This is a genomic window from Echinicola salinicaeni (assembly GCF_014280965.1).
Lineage (GTDB): Bacteria > Bacteroidota > Bacteroidia > Cytophagales > Cyclobacteriaceae > Echinicola > Echinicola salinicaeni.
Map to the genome: position 1 here is coordinate 297,729 of NZ_JACODZ010000007.1, position 22,157 is coordinate 319,885.

17 protein-coding genes and 4 tRNA genes are annotated in these 22,157 nt (G+C 39.0%); 8 read left to right on the forward strand and 13 right to left on the reverse strand.

Annotated elements, in window-relative coordinates; translation table 11 throughout:
• Nucleotides 1-6: 6 nt before the first annotated feature.
• Nucleotides 7-1,302, reverse strand: a complete 1,296-nt coding sequence (locus H7U17_RS15365; protein WP_186757632.1) for a UDP-N-acetylmuramoyl-tripeptide--D-alanyl-D-alanine ligase — start codon at nt 1,300-1,302, stop codon at nt 7-9.
• A 170-nt stretch (nt 1,303-1,472) separates the two neighbouring features.
• Between H7U17_RS15365 and H7U17_RS15370 the strand changes: the two genes are divergently transcribed.
• Nucleotides 1,473-3,590 (forward strand): FG-GAP-like repeat-containing protein, encoded by a 2,118-nt coding sequence (locus H7U17_RS15370; RefSeq protein WP_186757633.1) that lies wholly within the window; start codon nt 1,473-1,475, stop codon nt 3,588-3,590.
• Nucleotides 3,591-3,692: 102 nt separating this feature from the next.
• Here the strand turns inward: H7U17_RS15370 and H7U17_RS15375 are convergent, their stop codons facing one another.
• From H7U17_RS15375 to H7U17_RS15390, 4 genes are all read right to left on the reverse strand, one after another.
• Complete coding sequence (locus tag H7U17_RS15375; RefSeq protein ID WP_186757634.1) at nt 3,693-4,481, reverse strand: amidohydrolase; 789 nt, start codon at nt 4,479-4,481, stop codon at nt 3,693-3,695.
• Nucleotides 4,482-4,554: 73 nt separating this feature from the next.
• Nucleotides 4,555-5,109, reverse strand: a complete 555-nt coding sequence (def, locus tag H7U17_RS15380; protein ID WP_186757635.1) for a peptide deformylase — start codon at nt 5,107-5,109, stop codon at nt 4,555-4,557.
• Nucleotides 5,106-5,519, reverse strand: coding sequence for a Holliday junction resolvase RuvX (gene ruvX, locus H7U17_RS15385; RefSeq protein WP_186757636.1), 414 nt, complete (start codon nt 5,517-5,519; stop codon nt 5,106-5,108). The genes def and ruvX overlap by 4 nt, the downstream gene beginning before the upstream one ends.
• Nucleotides 5,520-6,278 (reverse strand): hemerythrin domain-containing protein, encoded by a 759-nt coding sequence (locus tag H7U17_RS15390; protein ID WP_186757637.1) that lies wholly within the window; start codon nt 6,276-6,278, stop codon nt 5,520-5,522. It lies immediately after the preceding gene.
• 203 nt (nt 6,279-6,481) lie between these two features.
• Here H7U17_RS15390 and H7U17_RS15395 point away from each other — a divergent pair, with 203 nt between their 5' ends.
• The 5 genes from H7U17_RS15395 (at nt 6,482) to araA (ending at nt 13,047) form a co-directional block, all read left to right on the forward strand.
• Entirely contained in the window at nt 6,482-8,128 is a 1,647-nt protein-coding gene (locus H7U17_RS15395; RefSeq protein ID WP_186757720.1) for a S41 family peptidase, read from the forward strand.
• A gap of 144 nt (nt 8,129-8,272) precedes the next feature.
• Entirely contained in the window at nt 8,273-8,665 is a 393-nt protein-coding gene (locus H7U17_RS15400) for a VOC family protein (RefSeq protein ID WP_230981445.1), read from the forward strand.
• 150 nt (nt 8,666-8,815) lie between these two features.
• Entirely contained in the window at nt 8,816-9,529 is a 714-nt protein-coding gene (locus H7U17_RS15405; protein WP_186757639.1) for an NUDIX hydrolase, read from the forward strand.
• A gap of 104 nt (nt 9,530-9,633) precedes the next feature.
• Nucleotides 9,634-11,508 (forward strand): sodium:solute symporter family transporter, encoded by a 1,875-nt coding sequence (locus H7U17_RS15410; RefSeq protein WP_186757640.1) that lies wholly within the window; start codon nt 9,634-9,636, stop codon nt 11,506-11,508.
• Between the two features lie 36 nt (nt 11,509-11,544).
• Nucleotides 11,545-13,047 (forward strand): L-arabinose isomerase, encoded by a 1,503-nt coding sequence (gene araA, locus H7U17_RS15415; RefSeq protein ID WP_186757641.1) that lies wholly within the window; start codon nt 11,545-11,547, stop codon nt 13,045-13,047.
• Nucleotides 13,048-13,162: 115 nt separating this feature from the next.
• Here the strand turns inward: araA and xylA are convergent, their stop codons facing one another.
• Together xylA and H7U17_RS15425 are read right to left on the reverse strand one after the other, a co-directional pair.
• Nucleotides 13,163-14,476, reverse strand: a complete 1,314-nt coding sequence (gene xylA, locus H7U17_RS15420; protein ID WP_186757642.1) for a xylose isomerase — start codon at nt 14,474-14,476, stop codon at nt 13,163-13,165.
• 123 nt (nt 14,477-14,599) lie between these two features.
• A complete protein-coding gene (locus tag H7U17_RS15425) occupies nt 14,600-16,090 on the reverse strand; it encodes a xylulokinase (protein ID WP_186757643.1) in 1,491 nt (496 codons plus the stop codon).
• Between the two features lie 203 nt (nt 16,091-16,293).
• On the opposite strand from H7U17_RS15425, the gene H7U17_RS15430 reads away from it, so the two are divergent.
• Nucleotides 16,294-17,133 (forward strand): AraC family transcriptional regulator, encoded by an 840-nt coding sequence (locus H7U17_RS15430; protein WP_186757644.1) that lies wholly within the window; start codon nt 16,294-16,296, stop codon nt 17,131-17,133.
• A 90-nt stretch (nt 17,134-17,223) separates the two neighbouring features.
• Here the strand turns inward: H7U17_RS15430 and H7U17_RS15435 are convergent, their stop codons facing one another.
• The 6 genes from H7U17_RS15435 to H7U17_RS15460 all read right to left on the reverse strand — a co-directional run bounded on the left by H7U17_RS15435 (nt 17,224) and on the right by H7U17_RS15460 (nt 21,144).
• Nucleotides 17,224-18,867, reverse strand: coding sequence for a sodium/sugar symporter (locus tag H7U17_RS15435; RefSeq protein WP_186757645.1), 1,644 nt, complete (start codon nt 18,865-18,867; stop codon nt 17,224-17,226).
• Nucleotides 18,868-19,157: 290 nt separating this feature from the next.
• Nucleotides 19,158-20,150, reverse strand: a complete 993-nt coding sequence (locus H7U17_RS15440) for a M20/M25/M40 family metallo-hydrolase (protein WP_186757646.1) — start codon at nt 20,148-20,150, stop codon at nt 19,158-19,160.
• Nucleotides 20,151-20,635: 485 nt separating this feature from the next.
• Nucleotides 20,636-20,708 (reverse strand) — tRNA-Lys (locus tag H7U17_RS15445).
• A gap of 75 nt (nt 20,709-20,783) precedes the next feature.
• Nucleotides 20,784-20,857 (reverse strand) — tRNA-Arg (locus H7U17_RS15450).
• Between the two features lie 32 nt (nt 20,858-20,889).
• Nucleotides 20,890-20,964, reverse strand: a tRNA-Pro gene (locus tag H7U17_RS15455).
• A gap of 107 nt (nt 20,965-21,071) precedes the next feature.
• A tRNA-Lys gene (locus H7U17_RS15460) sits at nt 21,072-21,144 on the reverse strand.
• A 285-nt stretch (nt 21,145-21,429) separates the two neighbouring features.
• Here H7U17_RS15460 and H7U17_RS15465 point away from each other — a divergent pair.
• Complete coding sequence (locus H7U17_RS15465; protein WP_186757647.1) at nt 21,430-22,155, forward strand: SH3 domain-containing protein; 726 nt, start codon at nt 21,430-21,432, stop codon at nt 22,153-22,155.
• Nucleotides 22,156-22,157: the final 2 nt, after the last annotated feature.

Sequence of the window (22,157 nt, forward strand, 5' to 3'; positions counted from 1 at the left end):
TTCCCTCTAAATAAACTCCACCAAGCCCTCTAGCTTCATTCCCCTACTGCCCTTGATCAGGATCAGGTGATCTTCAAATTTGGAGTCTGCCAGCCAGTTTCTTAGACTAAATGGATCTGGAAAATACAGGGACCTAGGAGCTTTCAACAAAGCATTCTGAACCAATTCACCGGTAAAACAAACCTTGTCAATATCATATTCACTTACCCATTCTCCTAGTTTTTGATGCTCCTCAGCTGCACTTTCTCCCAACTCATACATATCACCCAAAATCACCATTTTATGTGGCTTGCCAGTCATCTTACCAAAAGTCCTGATAGCCTGTTCCATACTACTTGGATTGGCATTATAGGCATCCAGCACAATCAGATTGCTTCTCTTTTCGACCAACTGAGAACGCATATTTCCGGGAGTATATTCACTAACGGCTGCTACAGCTTGCTTTTCCTCCACACCAAAGTAAGTTCCCACGGTCAATGCAGTAGCTATATTTTCAAAATTATATGCCCCCAACATTTTTGTTTGGTACTCCGCCCCATCAGCTGTCCTGAATTTCACAAGGGGATTGGCTTCCACCATTTCACAATGGTAATCATCCCCTTTAGCTGGATAGGTCACTGGATGATCCATTCGTTTGATCATATTGGCCAAAACCGAATTTTGGCTATTGACGAAAATCTGTCCCTTATGACTGATCAAAAACTGGTATAATTCCGTCTTGGCCCTTAATACTCCCTCAAATCCCCCGAAGCCTTCCAAGTGGGCGCGACCTATATTGGTAATCAAACCATGGGTAGGCTCAGCTATCTCACAGAGCTCCGCAATATCCCCGATTTTATTGGCCCCCATTTCCACTATTCCCAACTCTGTATTTTCATCCATGGACAATAAGGTCAATGGTACCCCAATATGGTTGTTCAAGTTCCCTACAGTTGCATAAGTTTTATACTTTTTGCTCAACACCGCATTGACCAATTCTTTGGTGGTGGTTTTACCATTTGATCCTGTAATGGCCAGAAATGGAATATCCAGTTGGTTTCTATGGAAATTGGCCAGTTGTTGCAGCGTCTGAAGCACATCATCCACCAAAAAATATCGATCATCCCCTTCAACCTTATATTGTCCTTCATCAATTACTACCGCAGAAGCACCTGCTTCCAATGCCTTTGAGGCAAAGTTGTTCGCATTGAAATTTGGGCCTTTTAAGGCAAAAAACAGGTTGCCAGCCCCTATCTTTCTCGAATCGGTACTTACCCCGGTGGATTGTTTATAAATTTCGTAAAGTGAAGTAATTGTTGCCATGAAGTGAAATTGCATTTTTTTGGTCCTCATCTGTCTTATTGTCTATTGCCTGCCTTGCAAAAAACTAATCAGTCAAACTTTCTTCCAAAATAAATGATTCCCTTACATCTTTGAGCAAGATTGTTCGTTTAATTTTAAATGAAAAATAAAGTTTCTTCATCTTTGTGAACATGAGATACCTTTTTTCCTTCTTTTTGATATTTGCATTCTACTCCAGTTTTGCCCAAAAGGCATATCAATTTTCAGAAATGTCCATCCAACAAAATGGAGAAGTGCTATCCATGCCTTTTGCAGGAGGGATCAATGCCGCTCAGGTGCAGAGCATGGACACCAATGGAGATGGAAAAGAGGAATTGGTCATTTGGGATATCAATTCCAGATCTATCAAGGTATTCCAAAATACTAATGGACAATATAAAGCACTTCCTTATATGCCTTATTTTTTTCCAAATGATGTGAGCGGATTCCTGGTCTTGGCAGATTATGATGGTGATGGAAAAAAAGATTTATTTACTAGTACGGCTTTTGGCATCAAAGCATATAAAAACATTACCAGCCCGGGCAATACAAGACCTGAATGGGAAGTAGCAGAGACCTATCTGAAACTCGAAAATGGTTCCAATTTCCAAGCCAACAACCTTGATATTCCCGCTATCCAAGACTTGGATGGCGATGGGGATTTGGACATTGTAATTTTCAATTATGCTGCTGGAGATTATTTGGAATATTATAAAAACACCAGCATTGAAAGAACAGGAAACAGCGATATTGATGCCTTCGCTTCTCCTGAGATACGGTGGGGGAATTTTGAGTTTTGCGAATGTGGCAATTTTGCCTTCGGTCAAACCTGTGATGGAGATCCAATTTCGAGAAAAATCCCAGAAGATGAAAATAAGGCCATTAAACATGCTGGTGGGCATGCCATTTTATTAAGGGATGTCAACGGAGATGGCATAGTGGACATGTTGATGGGACAGGATGAATGCAATACGCTTTATTATTTAGAAAATGAAGGCAGTAATACTGATCCCGATTTTAATAGTTTTAGCACCAATTTACCCGGCAAAGGAGACTTCCCCCAATTCCCTTTATTCCACGTTCCTCAAATTTTGGATGACCAGCTTTTGGTTACCTCAAACAGTTCGGAAACAAGCTTGACCGCAGGCATTGACTTTTCCAAAAGTCTATACCTTTTAGATCGAGACCTTTCTCCAATAAACCAGGACTTTTTACAGAAGAACATGTTGGATCTAGGAGAAAATACCAGGCCTTTCTTCAAGGGTAATGCCAGCTCTGGAACGCTTATCTTAACTGCCAATACCGTCATGGATGGTGAAGCGACAGGGCAAGCCTTCCTTTATGACTTGTCAAATGAAGCGCTGGAATTAATTGAAACCGATTATCTGGATTTATCGGAATTGGGATTGAATGATTTACAGTATTTGGAATACACCAACACTGAACAGGATAATTATCTTTTTATTTCAGGCACTGAAATTATAGACTTCCTTCTGGTAAGAAAACTATATTATTCAAAAGATCAAAACATCCAGGACCTGCAAGAGATCCGCATTCCCAATACCACTCTTCGTCCTAATGACCATTTTGAGTTTTACCAATATCAAGGGGAGGATTATTTGTTGCTGGCCAAGCAAACAGGAGAGCTGCAGCGTTACAAAGTTACTTTTCAAGACGCTCCAAAATTCGAATTATTGGACAATAATTATTTGGGTTTTTCCGATAGTCCTGCAAGTAGGAATTTGATTGTAAAGGTCAGTAATAATAATGGCCGATTGGACCTTTATTCTGTAGACCAAAGTGGGATTTTGGCTTTTACTCCAGATTTTCCAAATCTTAACAGTGACCAAAACACACAATTGTTAAAAATGCCTGACGGAAGCCTTGAAGAAACTAAATTTGGTCGAAACGCTTGGATCAGCACCATTCCTGAAGCATTTGGAAACAAAACAAATTTAATCCTTGGTAACAGGGCCGGTGGTTTACAATATTTGGAAGACATCAGTACAGGAACCATTACTCCTGGAGAGGAGCAACTACTGGTAAAAATCTATCCAAATCCGGTTAGTGGACCTGTAAAGCTGATTGCAAGTCAGGCAGGAAAAGCCAGGTTGATCAATTCCATTGGCCAGGTATTAAAGGAAGGTTTTAACATTGAAGCCAACATCATACAGAACATTGATCTCAGCACTTTCCCAAACGGTCTTTATCTAATAGAGTTTATTAGCAATAAAGGGGGAAGAATAACCAGAAAGCTGATAGTACAATAAAATGCTGAGTAATTAAAACTGCTCAGAAGGGTTGCTCGGAATTACTTATCCTCTATGCTATTCGGGATTTCCAATCCCGAATAGCATAGCTCAAGTCCTTTTTTATAACATATAAAATTGATCTGCATCCTTCCAGGCAGGAAATTTTTCTCTATATCCCAACAGACTTTCAGCATCCAACTCAACTACCAACTCTTCCTCTTTTTCGGAATAGGCCAATGTATTCCCCTTATAATCGTAAGCTCCAGAATGTCCTGAATAGTCAATTCCATTACCATCCTCACCAAGTCTATTCACTCCTATAGTGTAACATAGGTTTTCAACAGCCCTGGCTTTTAATAATATATCCCAGGCAGTTTCTCTTGCTGCAGGCCAGGAAGCAATATAAAAAGCCACATCATAATCCATATTCCCCTCGTCATCTGTATTGTTTCTAGACCATACAGGAAAACGCAGATCATAACATACCTGGGGCAGAATTTTCCATCCCTTCACTTCAAAAACCAAGTTGTTCTCCCCCATGCTAAAATAATCATCCTCATTGGCCATTCTGAAAAGGTGGCGTTTGTCATAATGTTTTACCTCTCCTTCTGGACTGACCCAAAGCAATCTATTAAAAAACTCTTCTCCATCCTTAATGATCACACTCCCGGTCACTACAGCATTACTTTGAGCAGCCATTTGTTTTAGCCATTTGGTGGTAGTGAAATTCATGGGCTCTGCCAATTTCTCCGTTTCCATGGAAAAGCCCGTTGGAAACATTTCTGGCAAAATGATCAAATCCACCTTTGCCTGTAAAGGCCAGATTTTCTCTTCCAACATGGCCAAATTAGCCGCTCTGTCTTGCCAATAAAGGTCAGTTTGTATAAGTGCTACTTTGAGGTTTTGCATGGATATTCCTTTTAACAAAAAAGTTGACCGGATAGGCTTCTGGTCAACTTTTGATTTAAAGATATTATGAATATTATTTTACTGGATAGATCATCCTATAATCGGTAGGGACCTTTCCTTTGCTGACATCAATCAACTTACTTTTGACCATTCTCTTTTTGATGCCTTTGATATAATCCACAAAAAGTATTCCTTCCAAATGATCATACTCATGTTGGATCACTCTTGCAGTCATACCAGAAAACTCCTCTTCTTTTAGGTTCCAGTTCTCATCAAAATACTCAATAGTCAATGTTTCTGGGCGAATCACTTCGGCCCTAACATCAGGGATACTTAAACAGCCTTCCTCAAAGCCATAATCATCTCCATATTCATCCAAGATAATAGGGTTGATAAAAGCTCTTCTTATCCCCTTCTCTTCGCTTTCCTCATCCAACATTAAAGTACTATCAATAACAAAAAGACGAATGCCTTTATTGATTTGTGGTGCAGCCAATCCGACTCCACTGGCATGATCCATGGTATCATACATATCCGAGATCAGACCGCTGATATCTTCTCCCTCATTAATTTCCTCTGCTTCTTTCTTTAATATCGGATTTCCGTAAGCTACAATCGGATATATCATATTTGATCTAAATAGGTTTGTAATATTATGGCAGCACTGATTTTGTCCAGGTTGCCTGATTTTTCTTTTCTGTCTTTCTTTTTACTGCCCATAGCAATCATACTTTGCATAGCCATCTTTGAGGTGAAACGCTCATCTACCAAGACTACCTTCTTTTCCGAATAGGCTTTTGACAATTTATCTTTAAGCTTAATCGCTGGCTTTGTCATTTGTGTATCCGTGCCATCCATGGACTTTGGATAACCCACGACAATTGCCTCCACATCTTCCTTTTGGAAATAATCCTTAAGGAATTTATCCAGATCAATTGTCCTGATAGTTTCTAATGGATTGGCAGTGATCTTCAGTATGTCTGTAACGGCTATTCCAGTTCTTTTTGTTCCCAAATCTATCGCTAATACCCTTCCCATCTAGTTTGATTTTATTTTTTTGATAATTTTCCTTTTCACCTCTTTCTCTAATTCAACAGCTTTGGGAAATAATAATTCATTTTCTATGGTAGCATGGATAATCAGTTCCTTTTCGAAACTCTGCAGTTCATGGTAAAGCACCTTAATGGAAGTAGGAGCCTCCTGCTCAAGTGCATACCCCTTTGTCAACTTCCGAATACCTTCCATCTCATCATCATGCGCCTCATGCTCCTCTGCCAAACCGGCTATTGATGGCATATTTAGCACCTTAAGGGATTCCTCTAACCTATAGTGGTTGTTCTCAACTTCTTGCAAGGTCTTGATCCTATTAAATAGGGTATTTTCTTCTTCATGAATATGATGAATAAAGTCATCCACAAAAAGTGGAAACATCAAACGCAAATCACCTAATAAACTCGCATATTCCCCTTGCAGATGAACACCACTGATTATATTGGATAGAAAAGGAAGTTCATGTCTCAAAAAATAATGGTGTTTCTTTTTTAAATACTCCACCAAAACCTCAATAGGCCTTAGAAAAAGCTCCTCCCTGCTAGGGTCTTTTCGCCATGCCCAGGCTTCTAATTCATTGATCAACTGTCGGGGATTTATTTTAAAAACCTGACAAACATCCTCCAAGGATTGTTTTTCGTATTCAAAAAAACTAATCCCAAAATAATGCAGCACACCTGCAAAGACATAATTCTCCTGAACTAAGTCTCCAATGGATCGTTTCTTTATATGAGAAATATGAGGCATGGTAAAGACAAAAGTAAAATTTTTTCAGGTAATTATGATGCGTTTTAATCACCTAAATTGATTTTATTGAGATAGTTTAAACGAAATAGTGTAAAATCATGTTAAATTGTATATTTGAAGATTATCTTTAAATAAGAACTGTACCAAAATTAAATAAACTGAGGATTATCGTGAGCGAAGAAAACAATACTTCACGCCCAAATGTGAATACCCCAAAAAACACCAAAGCACAGATCAGACTACCCATCATACTGGCATTGGCCATCTCTGCGGGCATATGGATAGGAGCGACTTTTGCTGAACCACAGTCAGACGGAAACGATCTGAAGGCTGCTCTATATAAGCTGCAGGAAATCATCACTTATATAGATAGGGACTATGTCGATACTGTAAATACTACTCAACTTGTAGAGCACGGCATTGAAAAGATGCTGGAAGAACTGGATCCACATTCCAGTTATATTCCTGCCAAAGATGCTGAACTCGCTCAATCCCAACTGGATGGAGAATTTGATGGAATTGGAGTGGAATTTGGTATTTTAAGGGACACCATCTATGTAGTTGCCCCACTTACAGGTGGACCTTCCGAAAAACTGGGCATTCAGTCAGGTGACCAAATCATCAAGGTAGATGGAGAAACTGTAGCAGGTACCGGCGTTACCAATAGAGATGTATTTGATCTTTTGAGAGGACCAAAAGGAAGCGTGGTAAATGTAGCCATAAAAAGAAAAAATAATAAGGACCTGATTGATTACGCCATTACAAGGGACAAAATCCCCCAATACAGCATCAACGCCTCCTATATGATTAATGATGAGATTGGTTATGTAAAAATCACCCGTTTTGCGGCCACTACCTACGATGAGTTCAAAGAATCCCTTATGGACTTAAAAGCCCAAGGAATGACCAAACTGGTACTAGATCTTCAGGGTAATCCAGGAGGATATATGGGTGCGGCGATCAACATCGCTGATGAGATCTTAGCTGACAATGCTTTGATTGTTTCTCAAAAAGGTAAAGTCAGCCGTTATAATCAAAAGGCTTTTGCCATGAGACCTGGCTTATTTGAAGATGGTTCCGTTGTAGTATTGATCAATGAAGGAAGTGCCTCAGCTTCTGAAATCGTGGCAGGCGCCCTACAGGATAATGACAGAGGACTAATTGTTGGACGCAGATCATTTGGAAAAGGCTTGGTACAAATGCCAATTGACCTTGCCGATGGGGCGGAACTTAGGTTGACCATTGCCAGATATTATACCCCTTCTGGAAGATCTATACAAAAACCCTATGGAGAAAACTCCGAGGAATACAGCATGGATTGGATCAATAGATTTGAGCATGGTGAGTTTTTCAGTGCTGACAGCATAGAATTTAATGACACCTTGAAATACCAGACAACCAAAGGCAGAACTGTATATGGAGGAGGAGGCATCATGCCTGATTATTTTGTGCCAATGGACACTTCGATGAGCAGCGCATATGTAAACAGGTTATTTGGTACAGATTCCCACAGGGAATTAATATTAGACTATCTGGAAAAAAACAAGAGTAAATTTGAGAACATGAGCTTTGAAGAATACTATAACAACTTCGAAGTTAGTGACAAGATGCTTCAGCAACTGGTTGCCATTGGTGAAAGAAACAAACTTGAGTTTGACGAAAAAAGCTTTAACAAGTCAAAATCATATCTCAAAACATTATTAAAAGCACATATGAGTAGGAACATATATGATGATGATGCTTTCTACAAAGTCATCAACGATATAAACGAAATCTACCAGCAAGGCTTAAAATTGTTTGATGAGGCTGAATCACTAGCTTTTAGTCCTGAAGCTCAGGAAAATCAATAAGATAAAAAGCGGGAAGCTCTCCCGCTTTTTTTATTTTTTAACCTATATTGTGAGCTAATTTTATAAGCTTTAAATCTGTTTTAGCCCGGAGCGATGAAAAATCATTTCAAAGTATTAGCAATTTTATTATTATCAGTAATAAGTATGAGTACTTACAGTCAAACCAAACTGAACCATATCGCAGTATATGTTGAAGACTTGGAAGCCAGCAATAAATTTTACAAAGACTTTCTCGGTTTGGAAGAAATAGAAGAACCTTTTAAAGACGGCTTACATACTTGGTACAATATCGGCAGCAGTCAACTTCACCTGATAGAACAACTCCCATGGACTCCTCCGACCATCAATAAAATCAATCATCTTTGCTTTAGTATGGAAGACTTGGATGGCTTCATTGCCAAGCTAAAAGAAAACAATATTTCATTTGAAGATTGGCCAGGAGAAAAAGGCAAGGTAAACATTCGCCCTGACGGTATCAGACAGATTTACATCCAAGACCCTAACGGTTACTGGGTAGAAGTGAACGACGAACATTAGTTAAGTTCACCATACAATACAGCCCTTATTGATGGTTTCTGGTATTTAATAAAAAATATAGCTAATTTTATGTGTCATAATGACAAATACTAACAAACATTTTCCAACTTTAATTTTAGAACCCAAACCGACCTTTTATCACAAAAAATCATGATGAAATACTCTAATCAAACAAGAATCCTAACAGCCATTGACTGTATTATTTTTGGCTTTGATGGTTCTGACTATAAACTACTTTTAATTCAAAGAGGCTTCGCGCCGGAAAAAGAAAAATGGAGCCTTATGGGAGGTTTTTTGCAGCCCAAAGAATCTCTAGATGGTGCAGCAAATAGGATTCTTAAAAAACTAACAGGCTTGGAAGATGTATATATGGAACAATTACATACTTTCAGTAAACCTGATAGGGACCCAGTAGAAAGAACTATCGCGGTCACCTATTTTGCTCTTATCGATATCCAGAAATACCAAAAACAAATCAACGATGACTTTCATGCTCATTGGTTTTCTATGAACGAGTTGCCAGATTTGATTTTTGACCATAATGAAATGGTGGAAATGGCCAAATCCCGCCTGAGATACAAGGCTGCCTTGCATCCTATTTTATTTGAATTACTACCAAAGAAATTCACTCTCCCTCATCTTCAGGCCATGTACGAAAACCTTTATGAGACAAAAATCGATAAGCGAAATTTCACAAGGAAAGTGTTATCTACCCATATGCTGATCAAGGAAAAAGATAAAGATAAAACCAGCTCTAAAAAAGGCGCATTCTTTTATCGAATCGACAGATCCAAGTACAATGATCAATTTCAAACCGTCCTAAATTTCATTCCCAGAAATGAAATGCCGGGTGTTAATGAGTAATTTTTTGCTCATTATTTTTTTTTCTGATTTTTTAGGTGTAAATATGACACTTAAATAAAAATAAATAATAACAAAGTATAACATAAACCCTCAATATCACTATTATGTCAGTAGGATTTTCTACCCTAGATTATGTTATTTTCATCCTTTACGCCCTAGCTATTGTATCGGTAGGCCTTTGGGTATCCAGATCAAAAAAAGGATTGGAAAAAACAGCCCAAGAATACTTTTTGGCTGATAAATCGCTTACTTGGTGGGCTGTTGGGGCGTCCCTTATCGCCGCCAATATCTCTGCAGAGCATTTTATAGGAACCTCAGGTTCAGGTTTTGCCATCGGACTGGGCATAGCTGCCTATGAGTGGATTGCTGCCCTGGCATTGATTTTAGTAGCCAAATACTTTCTTCCAATTTTCCTAGAGCATGGCATTTACACCATGCCTCAATTTCTTAGTGAAAGGTTCAATAAAGGAGTAAGTACCGCCTTTGCTGTATTCTGGCTTTTGGTATATGTCTTTGTGAATCTTACCTCTGTGAGTTATTTAGGCGCCTTGGCCATGGATAAAATAATGGGAATTCCATTACACTATGGTATCATTGGCCTATTGATATTTTCTGGTATCTACTCCATTTATGGAGGATTAGAAGCCGTTGCATGGACTGATGTCGTGCAGGTGGTGGTATTGGTAGGCGGAGGCTTGATTACCACTTTTCTGGCCTTGGATGCTGTCGGAATGGGAGATGGAATCATTGCCGGCATGGGCAACCTTTACCATGATGCCAAAGACCATTTTATCATGATCATGCCCCAAGGTGCCACCATGGTACCCGATGGAGCAGGGGGAGAAAGAGATGCCTTTCAGGATTTACCAGGCTTGGCTGTTATTCTAGGCGGAATGTGGTTAACCAATTTAGGTTATTGGGGATTCAACCAGTATATCATCCAAAAAGGATTGGCTGCGAAAAGCATCCAAGAAGCCAAGAAAGGTTTGATTTTCGCAGGATACCTGAAAATTTTAATGCCGATTATTGTAGTAATTCCAGGCATCGCAGCCTATGTACTTATACATGATTATAGTCCTGAGCAACTTTCTGCATTACTCAATATGCCTATAGAAAATATTGGAGAAATCCAGAAATCTGATGAAGCCTACCCTTGGTTACTGAAAAACTTTGTTCCTGATGGCATCAGGGGATTGGCCTTTGCGGCACTTGCTGCAGCCATTGTATCTTCTCTTGCCTCTATGATCAATAGTACTTCGACTATTTTCACCATGGATATTTACAAGGTTTATTTTAAACCAAATGCCAATAACCATGAAATGGTAAAAACTGGTAGAATAGTCGCTGTAGTAGCCCTACTGATAGCGATGTTTGTAGCTCCTCAGTTAGCCTCCCTTGATCAAGTATTCCAATACATCCAGGAATATACAGGATATATTTATCCGGGAGTGGTAGTTGTTTTTGGAATGGGCTTATTATGGAGACAGGCCACAGCCAATGCAGCCCTTTGGACAGCCATTGCCACAATTCCAGCAGGTATAATATTCAAAGTATTTTATCCGGAAATGCCTTTCCTTCTAAGAATGGGCTATGTATTTATCATCCTATGCCTAATAGCATCGGTGATTAGCTTTGCTGAGAAGAAAGCTTTTGCCAACCCTGACTTTAAATCCGGAAAAGAAGCTGTCAAAGCCGTAGCTTCCAGCTATTTCTTCATCTTCATAGGATTGGTCGCTGCCATTGTGGGGTTTGCACTATTTGACAGTTATGAATACCTAGGCATTGAATCCATATTTATGCTGGCCGCCCTCTTCCTTATGCTGGGCATTATACTCTATACCAATGTCAAAATGGAACATGCAGATAAAAAATCATTCAATATTAATCCTGCATTGTTCAATACAGCAACCCCATTCAATGTGGGAGCAGCTGGCATCATCCTAATAGTGTCATTATTGTACTATTTCTTCTGGATGTAAACAAGCATTATCACGAAATCAACAAGTAGCGAATAAATGAAAAATTTAAAAGAAAACGAAGTTTGGTTTATCACTGGCAGTCAGCACCTGTATGGTGATGAGACATTGCGCCAAGTGGCCGAACATGCCCAAATCATAGCCCAGGAGTTAAACAATTCCAAAAAGATTGCTGTAAGCATCGTATTCAAGCCCATAGTAAAAACCACGGAAGAAATCTATGCTATCATCCAAGAATCCAATCAAGCAACCAATTGTATTGGCCTGATCACTTGGATGCACACCTTTTCTCCAGCAAAAATGTGGATCAATGGACTGAAGATTCTTCAGAAGCCAATGCTCCATCTACACACCCAGTTCAATCAGGACATCCCTTGGAATTCTATCGACATGGATTTCATGAACCTCAACCAAAGTGCCCATGGAGACCGTGAGTTTGGTTTTATCACTTCCCGAATGAAAGTAAACAGGAAGGTAGTGGTAGGCCATTGGAAAGATGAAGAACTGCATGGAGAGATTGATGTTTGGGCAAGAGCAGCCAGCGGATGGCACGATTGGCAAGGAGCCAAATTCGCACGCTTTGGTGATAATATGCGCTTTGTGGCCGTAACCGATGGAGATAAGGTGGAGGCTGAACTTAAATTTGGTTTCTCTGTCAACACCTACGCTGTCGGTGACTTGGTAGAAAAAATAGATGCCGTCACTGATGCACAACTCAAAGCCCTGATAGATGAGTATGAGGAGACATATACGCTATCAGATGACCTCAAAACCAATGGTTCAAAAAGACAATCCTTATTGGATGCCGCTAAAATAGAAATTGGTATGAGGACCTTCCTTGAAGAAGGAGGATTTAAGGGTTTCTCCAATACCTTTGAAGACCTTCATGGCATGAAACAACTTCCCGGTATCGCCACCCAAAGGTTAATGGCTGATGGCTATGGTTATGCTGGAGAAGGAGACTGGAAGACTGCCGCTTTGGTCAGGGCGATGAAAGTAATGGGTTCTGGACTTGAAGGAGGAAATGCCTTTATGGAGGATTATACCTATCATTTTGATCCAAACAACAGTCTTGTGTTAGGTTCCCATATGCTAGAAGTAGATCCGACGTTAACCAATGACAAACCTAATTGTGAAGTACACCCTTTAGGTATCGGAGGAAAAGAAGATCCTGTCCGACTAGTATTCAATGGAACTGGTGGAGACGGATTAAATGCATCCATAGTGGATATGGGCAATAGATTTAGGTTAATTATCAATGAAGTGGAAGCGGTAAAACCACTTAAAGACCTTCCAAAACTTCCTGTTGCGAGGGTGATGTGGAAACCTATGCCAGATATGAAAACAGGTTGTGCAGCTTGGATATTAGCTGGAGGTGCCCACCATACATGTTTTAGTCAAAACCTTACCAGTGATCATTTATATGATTTTGCTACCATGGCGGGTATAGAAACCGTTAATATCGATAAGGAAACCACTATTAGAGGAATTCAAAATGAATTGAAATGGAGTGATGCCTATTACCATTTCAATAAGAAATAATAAAAACCACTAGCTAACTTAAATAAGAAAAGCGAACCATATAGTTCGCTTTTCTTATTTTCACCTCCCGAATCGCCAAAAAAAGTCTAGGATAATTATCGAAAATAATCCCTTCTTAAATATATTGATTGATCAGATTTTCAAACATTTCTTGTCTTCCACTGATCATTTTTGGCTCGCCAGCAGCCAAGGCATGTGCCCTAAGATCTTCTAATGAAAGCTTTCCTGATTCAAAATCTTTACCTTTACCTTCATCAAAAGAAGCATATCTAGCCTTTCTCCAAGCTTTATAATCAGAATTTTCAAGAATATCATTTGCGATTAACAAGGCTCTTGCAAAAGCATCCATACTACCAATATGTGCATGAAACAAGTCCTCTAAATCTGTAGAATTCCTTCTTAATTTGGCATCAAAGTTTACACCTCCACCTTGCAAGCCTCCTGCCTCAAGAATCACCAATAGGGATTCTGCCAACTCTTGAAGGTTCAAGGCAAACTGATCAGTATCCCAGCCATTTTGATAATCCCCGCGGTTAGCATCAATACTACCCAAAAGCCCCGCATCAGCAGCCACTTGCAATTCATGCTGGAAAGTATGACCTGCCAATGTCGCATGGTTTACTTCAATATTAAGCTTAAAGTCCTTATCCAAACCATATTGTCTCAAGAAACCAGTTACAGTGGCTGCATCATAGTCATATTGATGTTTCGTAGGCTCCATCGGCTTAGGCTCAATAAGAAAATTACCCTTGAAGCCCTGCTTACGACCATAATCCCTAGCCATGGTCAGGAACTGGGCAAGATGCTCTGTTTCTCTTTTCATATCCGTATTCAAGAGGGACATATATCCTTCACGTCCACCCCAAAACACATAATTCTCACCCCCAAGAGCAATAGTGGCATCAATAGAATTTTTCACCTGTGTAGCAGCCCAAGAAACCACATTAAAATCAGGGTTGGTGCTTGCACCATTCATATACCGAGGATTGCTAAAAACATTGGCTGTTCCCCAAAGCAATTTAATACCAGTCTCTTCCTGCTTTTGCTTGGCATATTCGGTAATTGCCTTCATTCTACTCTCATACTCCTCAATCGTAGCTCCCTCGTCTATGAGATCAACATCGTGAAAACAGTAATATGGAGCACCAATTTTAGTAATAAATTCGAACGCAGCATCCATTTTATCTTTTGCCCTTTGGAGGGCATCTGAAGACTGTTCCCACTCATAACTTCTTGTTCCAGGACCAAAAGGATCATCACCTGTTGCATTGAAGCTATGCCAATAGGCAATGGCAAATTTAAAATGCTCTTTCATGGTCTTGCCGGCCACTACTTTATGCTCATCATAGTACTTAAAGGCAAATGGATTCTTGGAATCCTTCCCTTCAAACTTTACTTTATCTACACTAGGGAAATAGGTTTTAGACATTATTTTGTTCGTTTATGTTATTTATTTTGTTTCTCTGAGACAGGAGTAAATAACTCCTTCTGAATTTTTTCTAAATTGATAATTCTCAAAATGGGGATACAAGCAATCATTTTCCCTCACTTATCATTTTACCTTTGCCAAGGCTTCCTCCCAGTTCTGATAAACCGATTTATAAGCTTCAACCAATTTGGCTTTGGGCTCAAAAGAGGCTACTTTTTCCAAACCAATAAAAGCTTCATTTGCACTGGCATATATACCAGCACCTATACCAGCACCTCTGGCGGCTCCCTGGGCACCATCAGTATCATAAAACTCTAAGTTTACCTCATTCATATTGACAAAGGCCTCTCTAAAAAGCGGACTCAAGAACATATTGGCCCTACCGGCCTTCACAGTATTTAGACTTAGCCCCATGTTTTTCATAATATTGAAGCCAAAGGTCAAAGCGCTAACGATGCCTTCTTGCCCAGCCCTAAGCAGATGACGCTTATCGTGCTTCAGTAGATTTAAACCACTCAGATGAGCTCCCACTGATTTGTTCTCCATAATACGCTCAACCCCATTTCCAAATGGGACAAACCTCAATCCTTCTGATCCTAAAGGTACATCTGCAGCCAAAGCGTTCATTTCTTCATAGGATATGGATTCCCCTCCTAGCATTTTTTTCAACCAGCTATTAAGTATTCCTGTCCCATTAATGCACAATAAAACCCCGTAGTGCGGATTAGAAGCCTCATGATTGACATGAAGAAAAGTATTCACCCTTGACTGTGAATCATATACAGGCAAATCACTCACCCCATAAACTGTCCCAGAGGTTCCTGCAGTCGTAGCAAGCTCACCTTTTTCCAATACATTAAGGGAAAATGCATTATTGGGCTGATCTCCTGCCCTATAAGTAATTGGAATACCAGCATCCAGCCCCAATAGCGCTGCAGCTTCTGAACTCACCTTTCCAGTCTCCGAAAAGGAACCAACAGCTTTTGGCAAAAGGTCCTTGGAAATCCCATAATAGTTTAAAAGTTCTTGACTTAATTGGTCCTTCTTGAAATCCCAATAGACCCCTTCAGAGAGGCCAGATTCAGTTGTAAAAATCTCACCACTTAACTTCATGGCAATAAAATCACCCGGAAGCATGGCCTTATGTATTTGTTCATAATTCTCAGGCTCTTTTTCCTTGACCCACTTCAGTTTTGAAGCAGTGAAATTACCGGGGGAATTCAATAGGTTTGAAAGGCAAAATTCACTTCCCAAGGCATCAAAGGCCTGATTTCCTATCTCCACAGCACGGCTATCGCACCAGATTATGGCTGGACGGATAACTTCTAGGTGCTTGTCCACCAAAACCAATCCATGCATCTGATAAGAAATACCTATACCTTTAATTTCCCCAGACTTCACCCCCCCTTCGGTCAGGACAGCCTTGGTTGTTTCTATAACGTACTTCCACCACATCATTGGATCCTGCTCAGCCCAGTCGCTTTGCGGTGAATCAATGGGCATTTCCAGTTTTGGCTGACCGACTGAAGCGACCACCTTTCCAGTATCTGAGTCTAATAAAGTAGTCTTAACAGAAGAACTACCAATATCATATCCTATCAATAATTTTCGCATGAATTATTTTGGGTTGCTTTTCAATAATCGATAACATTAAGACAATTAGTAATAAGTCTATACTTAATTGACAAAAACAAATTTCGATCAAAAACCAAAGGTTCACTTACATTATTTGATTAATTTATGATACTCATTGATTAAAAACATAATCAATGAGTATCATTTAGTAACTTTGAAGCACACCTAAAATTGATTTCCCAATGAAACCAATTGTTCAAAAACTTCCTAGACAAGAATTTAAATCTTTTGTATCCACCACTTTTAGCACCCCCCTTTTCGAAACGCCTTGGCATCGGCATGTAGAAAATGAAATTCTTTATATCAAAGAAGGTTACGGAACAGCCATAATCGGGGATTTTGTTGGAGAATTTTCAGCTGGAGACCTGTTTTATATTGGCTCGAATGTTCCACATTGGTTCAGAAAAGAGGACGAAAAGGTTTTTTGTACGGTGGTGGTTATTCAATTTGACAAAAACATCTTTGGCCATACCTTTCTAAAACTCCCAGAGCTAAGCCAAATCAATCAGTTAATTCATCTAAACCAAGGATTATCCATCGACTATTCTGAACAATTAGATCTAATTGATTCCATTGAAAAGCTGGAAAACGCCAAAGGATATGAACATATTGGCACTTTAATGAACCTTTTAAACACTATAAGTCTTAAAACCCAAAATACCATCCTAACCAATGAGCATATCCATTCCTTCGATTCAAAAGGCATCATAGATGAAATTTTAGAATACACCTTCGAACATTTCCATGAAAACATCAAATTGGAAGAGGTCGCTTCCATTGCAAAAATGAGCGTTTCTAATTTTCGGCGCTTCTTCAAATTGAACACAAAAAAATCTTACTCAGGCTTTTTAAAGGAAATTCGTATCGCACATGCCTGCAAATTACTAAAGGACAAAAATCTGTTTATCTCACAAATTTTTCATGAATGTGGCTATAGAAATATCACCAATTTCAATCGACAGTTTAAAGCAGTAAAAGGAATCACTCCATCAATTTATAGATCTCAAATTTGGAGACGCTAAAAAAAATACCTGAACAATGTCTGAGAAAAAATATTCCATAACATTATTCAGGTATCATTTCCCATAAAATATGGGACCTATATTATCTTCTTACCAGAACACGGTATATAAGGCGGCTAGGATTCCGCAGATCAATATTGCCCCGATTTTAAAACGAGTACTAGAAGCAAACAATTCCTTATCCACTACAATAGCTTTATTACTATCTTGACCTTTGCCTTCGATCAAACTGATCGCAATAATCAATACTGAAAGCACCAAAAACACTACCCCCATCCTGTCAATAAAAGGAAGGTTTGGAGTGATAAATTTAAATGCCGCAGACAAAGGAATAGTTAATACTGCTGCAGTAAGGGCAGCATTTGAAGTAGTCTTTTTCCAGAAGAAACCAAAGATAAAGATGGCAAAAACACCAGGTGAAACAAAACCGGTATATTCCTGAATATACTGAAAGGCCTGATCTAACTGTCGTAACTGTGGAGCAACGATCGCAGCTACAATAAAAGCCACAACAGCAGTGATCCTTCCTATTGTCACTTGCTTGGATTCAGAAACTCCTTTATTGATAAACTGCTTATAAATATCAATAGTAAAGATCGTAGAAGTACTATTGGCCATAGATGCCAAAGAGGAAACGATCGCAGCAGTAAGCGCCGCAAAAGCCAATCCTTTCAGACCTGGAGGCAATAAGTGTAGCAAGGTGGGATAAGCTCTATCTGATTTTGCCAAACCAGTAACAGGATCAGTCATGGATTCAATAAAGGTAGTATCCACTCCTTGTTGCACGATTACATAGGCCGCAATTCCAGGGATTACTACAATCATTGGCATCAATAATTTCAAGAATCCTGCAAACACCATCCCACTCTGGGCTTCGTTTAAGCTTTTTGCCGCCAAGGCACGCTGGGTAATATATTGGTTACATCCCCAGTAATTAAGGTTAATGATCCACATTCCACCAATCAGTACACTCAGTCCAGGAAGATCCAAATAAGCATCTTTGGTTCCTCCTGTTCCATCAGGAATCATCATTTCTCCTTTTTCAATGATCATTGAAAAGTGTGATGGTGCTGCTTTTCTTAAAATACCAATTCCTTCCCAAACATTACCATCCCCTACTATTGACAAGGCCAAATAGGTAGTAGCAAGGCCACCAGCTACCAGAAACACTACTTGCACCACATCCGTCCAAGCTACGGCCTTGAGTCCTCCGTAGATAGAATAGATCATAGCAAAGGCAGCCAGTCCCATTATACCATATTGGAGCGGAACCCCCATAATGGTTTCCAAACTTAAGGCACCCAAATATAAGACTGAAGTAAGATTTACAAACACATAAATCAGCAACCAAAACACAGCCATAACGGTCCTTACTCGGCCGTCATACCGTCTATTCAGGAATTGCGGCATGGTATAAATGCCCTCCTTCAGATATATAGGAAGAAAGAAAATAGCCACTACAATGAGCGTTGCTGCAGCCATCCATTCATAGGTGGATATTGCAAGCCCTAAGGCAAAGCCTGATCCAGACATACCGATAAACTGTTCTGCAGATATATTGGAAGCTATCAATGAAGCCCCAACAGCCCACCAGGGCAATGCTTTACTTGCTAAGAAATAATCTTTGGAATCCTTGACGTGGCCTTTCTTTTCCCTGGACACTACTAAGCCCATGGTTATAATTAAAAGACAATAAGCCACAAAGACGACGAGGTCTAATGAGTTAAAGGTCATTTAAAATTAAGGTTTAATGGTTTTTTATTGTTTTAAATCGGCCGACAAGTTATTGTTTTTTTTGCAAAACATAATCATTGCCGTAAAAAGTAACTTGTTGTTTAACCACTACAGAAAAATTCGAACCTTCAAAAGCCGTACCACCAATCAAAAAAAGAATACAAGCATATAAAACTAAAAACCAACAACTTAACTAAAACCAATATAATCACAAATCAGAAAAAAAGTAAAAAGCCTAAACGAAAAATCGTTCAGGCCTTCAGTACATTTATTTTCAATAATTATCTTAGCTAATCCTGATTGATAAATTCCAATTTATAGTTTGACTGGGCCACCTTAACAACCGTCCTATAAACATATTCAGCAATTACCTTTTCTCCGGCGATATTAATTAAATCAATAGTATCCTCTGGCCTATGATACTCCGAGTGCCCCCCAGTATGCAAGCCCATGGCAGAAATACCTGCTCTGTAAAAGGAAACATGATCTGAACCTCCAACTTCACCCGCATGTACAACAGGATTTAATCCAAGCTCATGCCCTAAATCCTTCATCAAATCGACTCCACCAGGAAAAGTACCGGCACCTCCCATATAAACTTGTTTCTCACTGTTTAAACGACCTACCATATCCATATTGATCATCAGCCTGACTTTTTCTTTAGGAACAGGTAGATGCTCAACGAAGTACTTGGACCCTAATAGTCCTTGCTCTTCTGCACCAAATGCAACAAAAATCACGCTTCTACTGAGCATAAATCTATTGCCAGCCATCTTTTGTGCAATCTCTAATAATGCTGATATTCCACTGGCATTATCATCTGCCCCGGGATGGATTTCATCACTCTCAGGCTTTTTTGAAGATGGACCTCCATGACCCAAATGATCATAATGAGCTCCTACAACAATATATTCATCTTTCAAAATAGGATCTGTCCCTTCTACGAAACCAATGACATTCCATGTTTTTACAGGAGACTTGGGAGACTCACCTTCCTTAACTCTTAAAGTGGCTTTAAATTTCTGAAGATATTTCTTTTCAAATGACTTCAACCCATAGTCTTCAAATTCAGAGCTAATATATTTTACTACTCTCCTATTCCCCCTGGTCCCGGGATATCTCCCTTTATTTTTAGAAGAAGTAAGAAATTCCAAATGCGTTCTAATCTCACTTTCTGTAATCTTAATATTCTCACCTTGGGCATATCCTATTACGTCTATATAGGTCAAAAAATAAATGCCCAACAATGAGGATAACAATATTTTACTCAATTTATTAACCATTTTGATGTTGGATTTACCTTATAAAAAGGTTTTGACTGCCGCAAATGTAGAAAAGTTCTTTTTTATAAAGACAAAACTAACCAGGAATTACTAATCCGCTAAGCTCTTTTGCCCATAAGAAAATCTAACTACCTACAATTTACATAAACTTATATCATTTTTAAACTGTTTTTTATGCATCTCAATAACTCTGCCAAAAAAAATAACAACTTTCAACATATTGAAAATCAAACTAATAAAATAACAATGCATTTTTTTTATAAAAAACGCATTGCAAAGGATTAAAAAATCCCTCATCATTCCTCTCCAAGAAAACCAATTATTGGCAAACTGAAGCTTTTCCACTTTCTAATACGGGCTGTTCAGAATCATTAACTGATTATCCTCATAGAAATTTGGATCACTCTGGTAAATATTCCTTTTAAATACTTCAAGTATAAAATGACTTTAAAAACAAAAAGCCTGACTCGAAAGACAGGCTTTTGTGATCCCGCTGGGGCTCGAACCCAGGACCCATACATTAAAAGTGTATTGCTCTACCAGCTGAGCTACGGAATCGTTTCTTTTTCCGAATGATAAAGTTAATCTACCAAACCGATAAGAAATTGAAAGTAGAAATATTCATCCACTTTGTGATCCTGAAAGGACTCGAACCTTTAACCTACTGCTTAGAAGGCAGTTGCTCTATCCAGTTGAGCTACAGGACCGTTCACTTTGATTTAACAAAGCTATTTGATCGTCGGGGTGGCAGGATTCGAACCTGCGACCTCCTCGTCCCAAACGAGGCGCGATAACCGGGCTACGCTACACCCCGGGAAATGAACATTTAAATAAAATAAATGCTTCCCGAATTGGAGTTGCAAAGGTAAAACCTTCTGATCAAATTATTCAAAAGAATTCACAATTTTATTTCCAATTTTGTGATCCCGCTGGGGCTCGAACCCAGGACCCATACATTAAAAGTGTATTGCTCTACCAGCTGAGCTACGGAATCATTTATTTTTCTGAGCACAAAGCTCATTAAATTTTGTCAGAAAAAAAACAATCAATTAATTTCAATCCTATGTATTTAAACCAAAAGGAATGAATATCTCCATGATTGTTCATAAAATCTATTTGAATGAATATTCTGATACATTACTTCAAAACCAATAACTTAAAAAAACTTAACTTACTGGCTTTGGAAGTCCTTTTAACTTCCTTTTTTTGTCAATTTCGACTTGTTTTTTGTTATATCTTTGTCGTAATTGGACTGCAAATTTAAGAGACCATTTTGAAAATGCCAAACATCAAACAAAACTTTATTGCATTATTTTTGATATTCCCTTTAATATCAATACAAAGCATTAATTGTCAAGCAGATACAAAATCACTTTTTTTAGCAGACTCTTTATTCAATGCTAAAAGCTATCAAGAAGCCTATAAGCAATATGTAGATATCCTAAAAAACGAGGACGCTTACTCTCCTGCCATGCTCTTAAAAATGGCATATATTACAGAAGGAATGGGAAACCATGAGGAAACGACCCTTTACCTATCTAAATACTATGATCTCAATCCCAACCCTAAAGTCATTAGTAAAATCAAAGCCTTAACTGACCAAACAGATCTTAAGGGATATGAGATTTCTGACAAGGCCCAATTCTTCAAAATCCTAACGGACTACCAACAAGAAATTACCGGAGCATTTGCTCTATTGCTGATCACAGGTCTAATCCTATCTATTACCTCCAATAAAACAAAGAAGCTTCAATACTATATCCCCATAGTCCTCTTTCTTGCCCTCACCTTTATTAGCAACAACTTTCTCAAAGCCCCAGAAACAGGAGTAATAAAAGAAAGTCCTACCATCATAATGAGGGAACCAACAGCTGCCGGAGAACTATTAGCCAAGGTAAACCCAGGACATAGGGTAATCATAAAATCATCAACAGACATCTGGTATCAAATTGAGTGGGAAGGAAAAGATGCCTTTGTAAAAAAAAGTAGCATATCAAGGCTTTAGTA

Coding starts and splice junctions, on each gene's coding strand:
- H7U17_RS15365 (WP_186757632.1), bottom strand. CDS start 1,302: ATGGCAACAATTACTTCACTTTACGAAATTTATAAACAATCCACCGGG.
- H7U17_RS15370 (WP_186757633.1), top strand. CDS start 1,473: ATGAGATACCTTTTTTCCTTCTTTTTGATATTTGCATTCTACTCCAGT.
- H7U17_RS15375 (WP_186757634.1), bottom strand. CDS start 4,481: ATGCAAAACCTCAAAGTAGCACTTATACAAACTGACCTTTATTGGCAA.
- def (WP_186757635.1), bottom strand. CDS start 5,109: ATGATATATCCGATTGTAGCTTACGGAAATCCGATATTAAAGAAAGAA.
- ruvX (WP_186757636.1), bottom strand. CDS start 5,519: ATGGGAAGGGTATTAGCGATAGATTTGGGAACAAAAAGAACTGGAATA.
- H7U17_RS15390 (WP_186757637.1), bottom strand. CDS start 6,278: ATGCCTCATATTTCTCATATAAAGAAACGATCCATTGGAGACTTAGTT.
- H7U17_RS15400 (WP_230981445.1), top strand. CDS start 8,273: ATGAGTACTTACAGTCAAACCAAACTGAACCATATCGCAGTATATGTT.
- H7U17_RS15405 (WP_186757639.1), top strand. CDS start 8,816: ATGATGAAATACTCTAATCAAACAAGAATCCTAACAGCCATTGACTGT.
- H7U17_RS15410 (WP_186757640.1), top strand. CDS start 9,634: ATGTCAGTAGGATTTTCTACCCTAGATTATGTTATTTTCATCCTTTAC.
- araA (WP_186757641.1), top strand. CDS start 11,545: ATGAAAAATTTAAAAGAAAACGAAGTTTGGTTTATCACTGGCAGTCAG.
- xylA (WP_186757642.1), bottom strand. CDS start 14,476: ATGTCTAAAACCTATTTCCCTAGTGTAGATAAAGTAAAGTTTGAAGGG.
- H7U17_RS15425 (WP_186757643.1), bottom strand. CDS start 16,090: ATGCGAAAATTATTGATAGGATATGATATTGGTAGTTCTTCTGTTAAG.
- H7U17_RS15430 (WP_186757644.1), top strand. CDS start 16,294: ATGAAACCAATTGTTCAAAAACTTCCTAGACAAGAATTTAAATCTTTT.
- H7U17_RS15435 (WP_186757645.1), bottom strand. CDS start 18,867: ATGACCTTTAACTCATTAGACCTCGTCGTCTTTGTGGCTTATTGTCTT.
- H7U17_RS15440 (WP_186757646.1), bottom strand. CDS start 20,150: ATGGTTAATAAATTGAGTAAAATATTGTTATCCTCATTGTTGGGCATT.
- H7U17_RS15465 (WP_186757647.1), top strand. CDS start 21,430: ATGCCAAACATCAAACAAAACTTTATTGCATTATTTTTGATATTCCCT.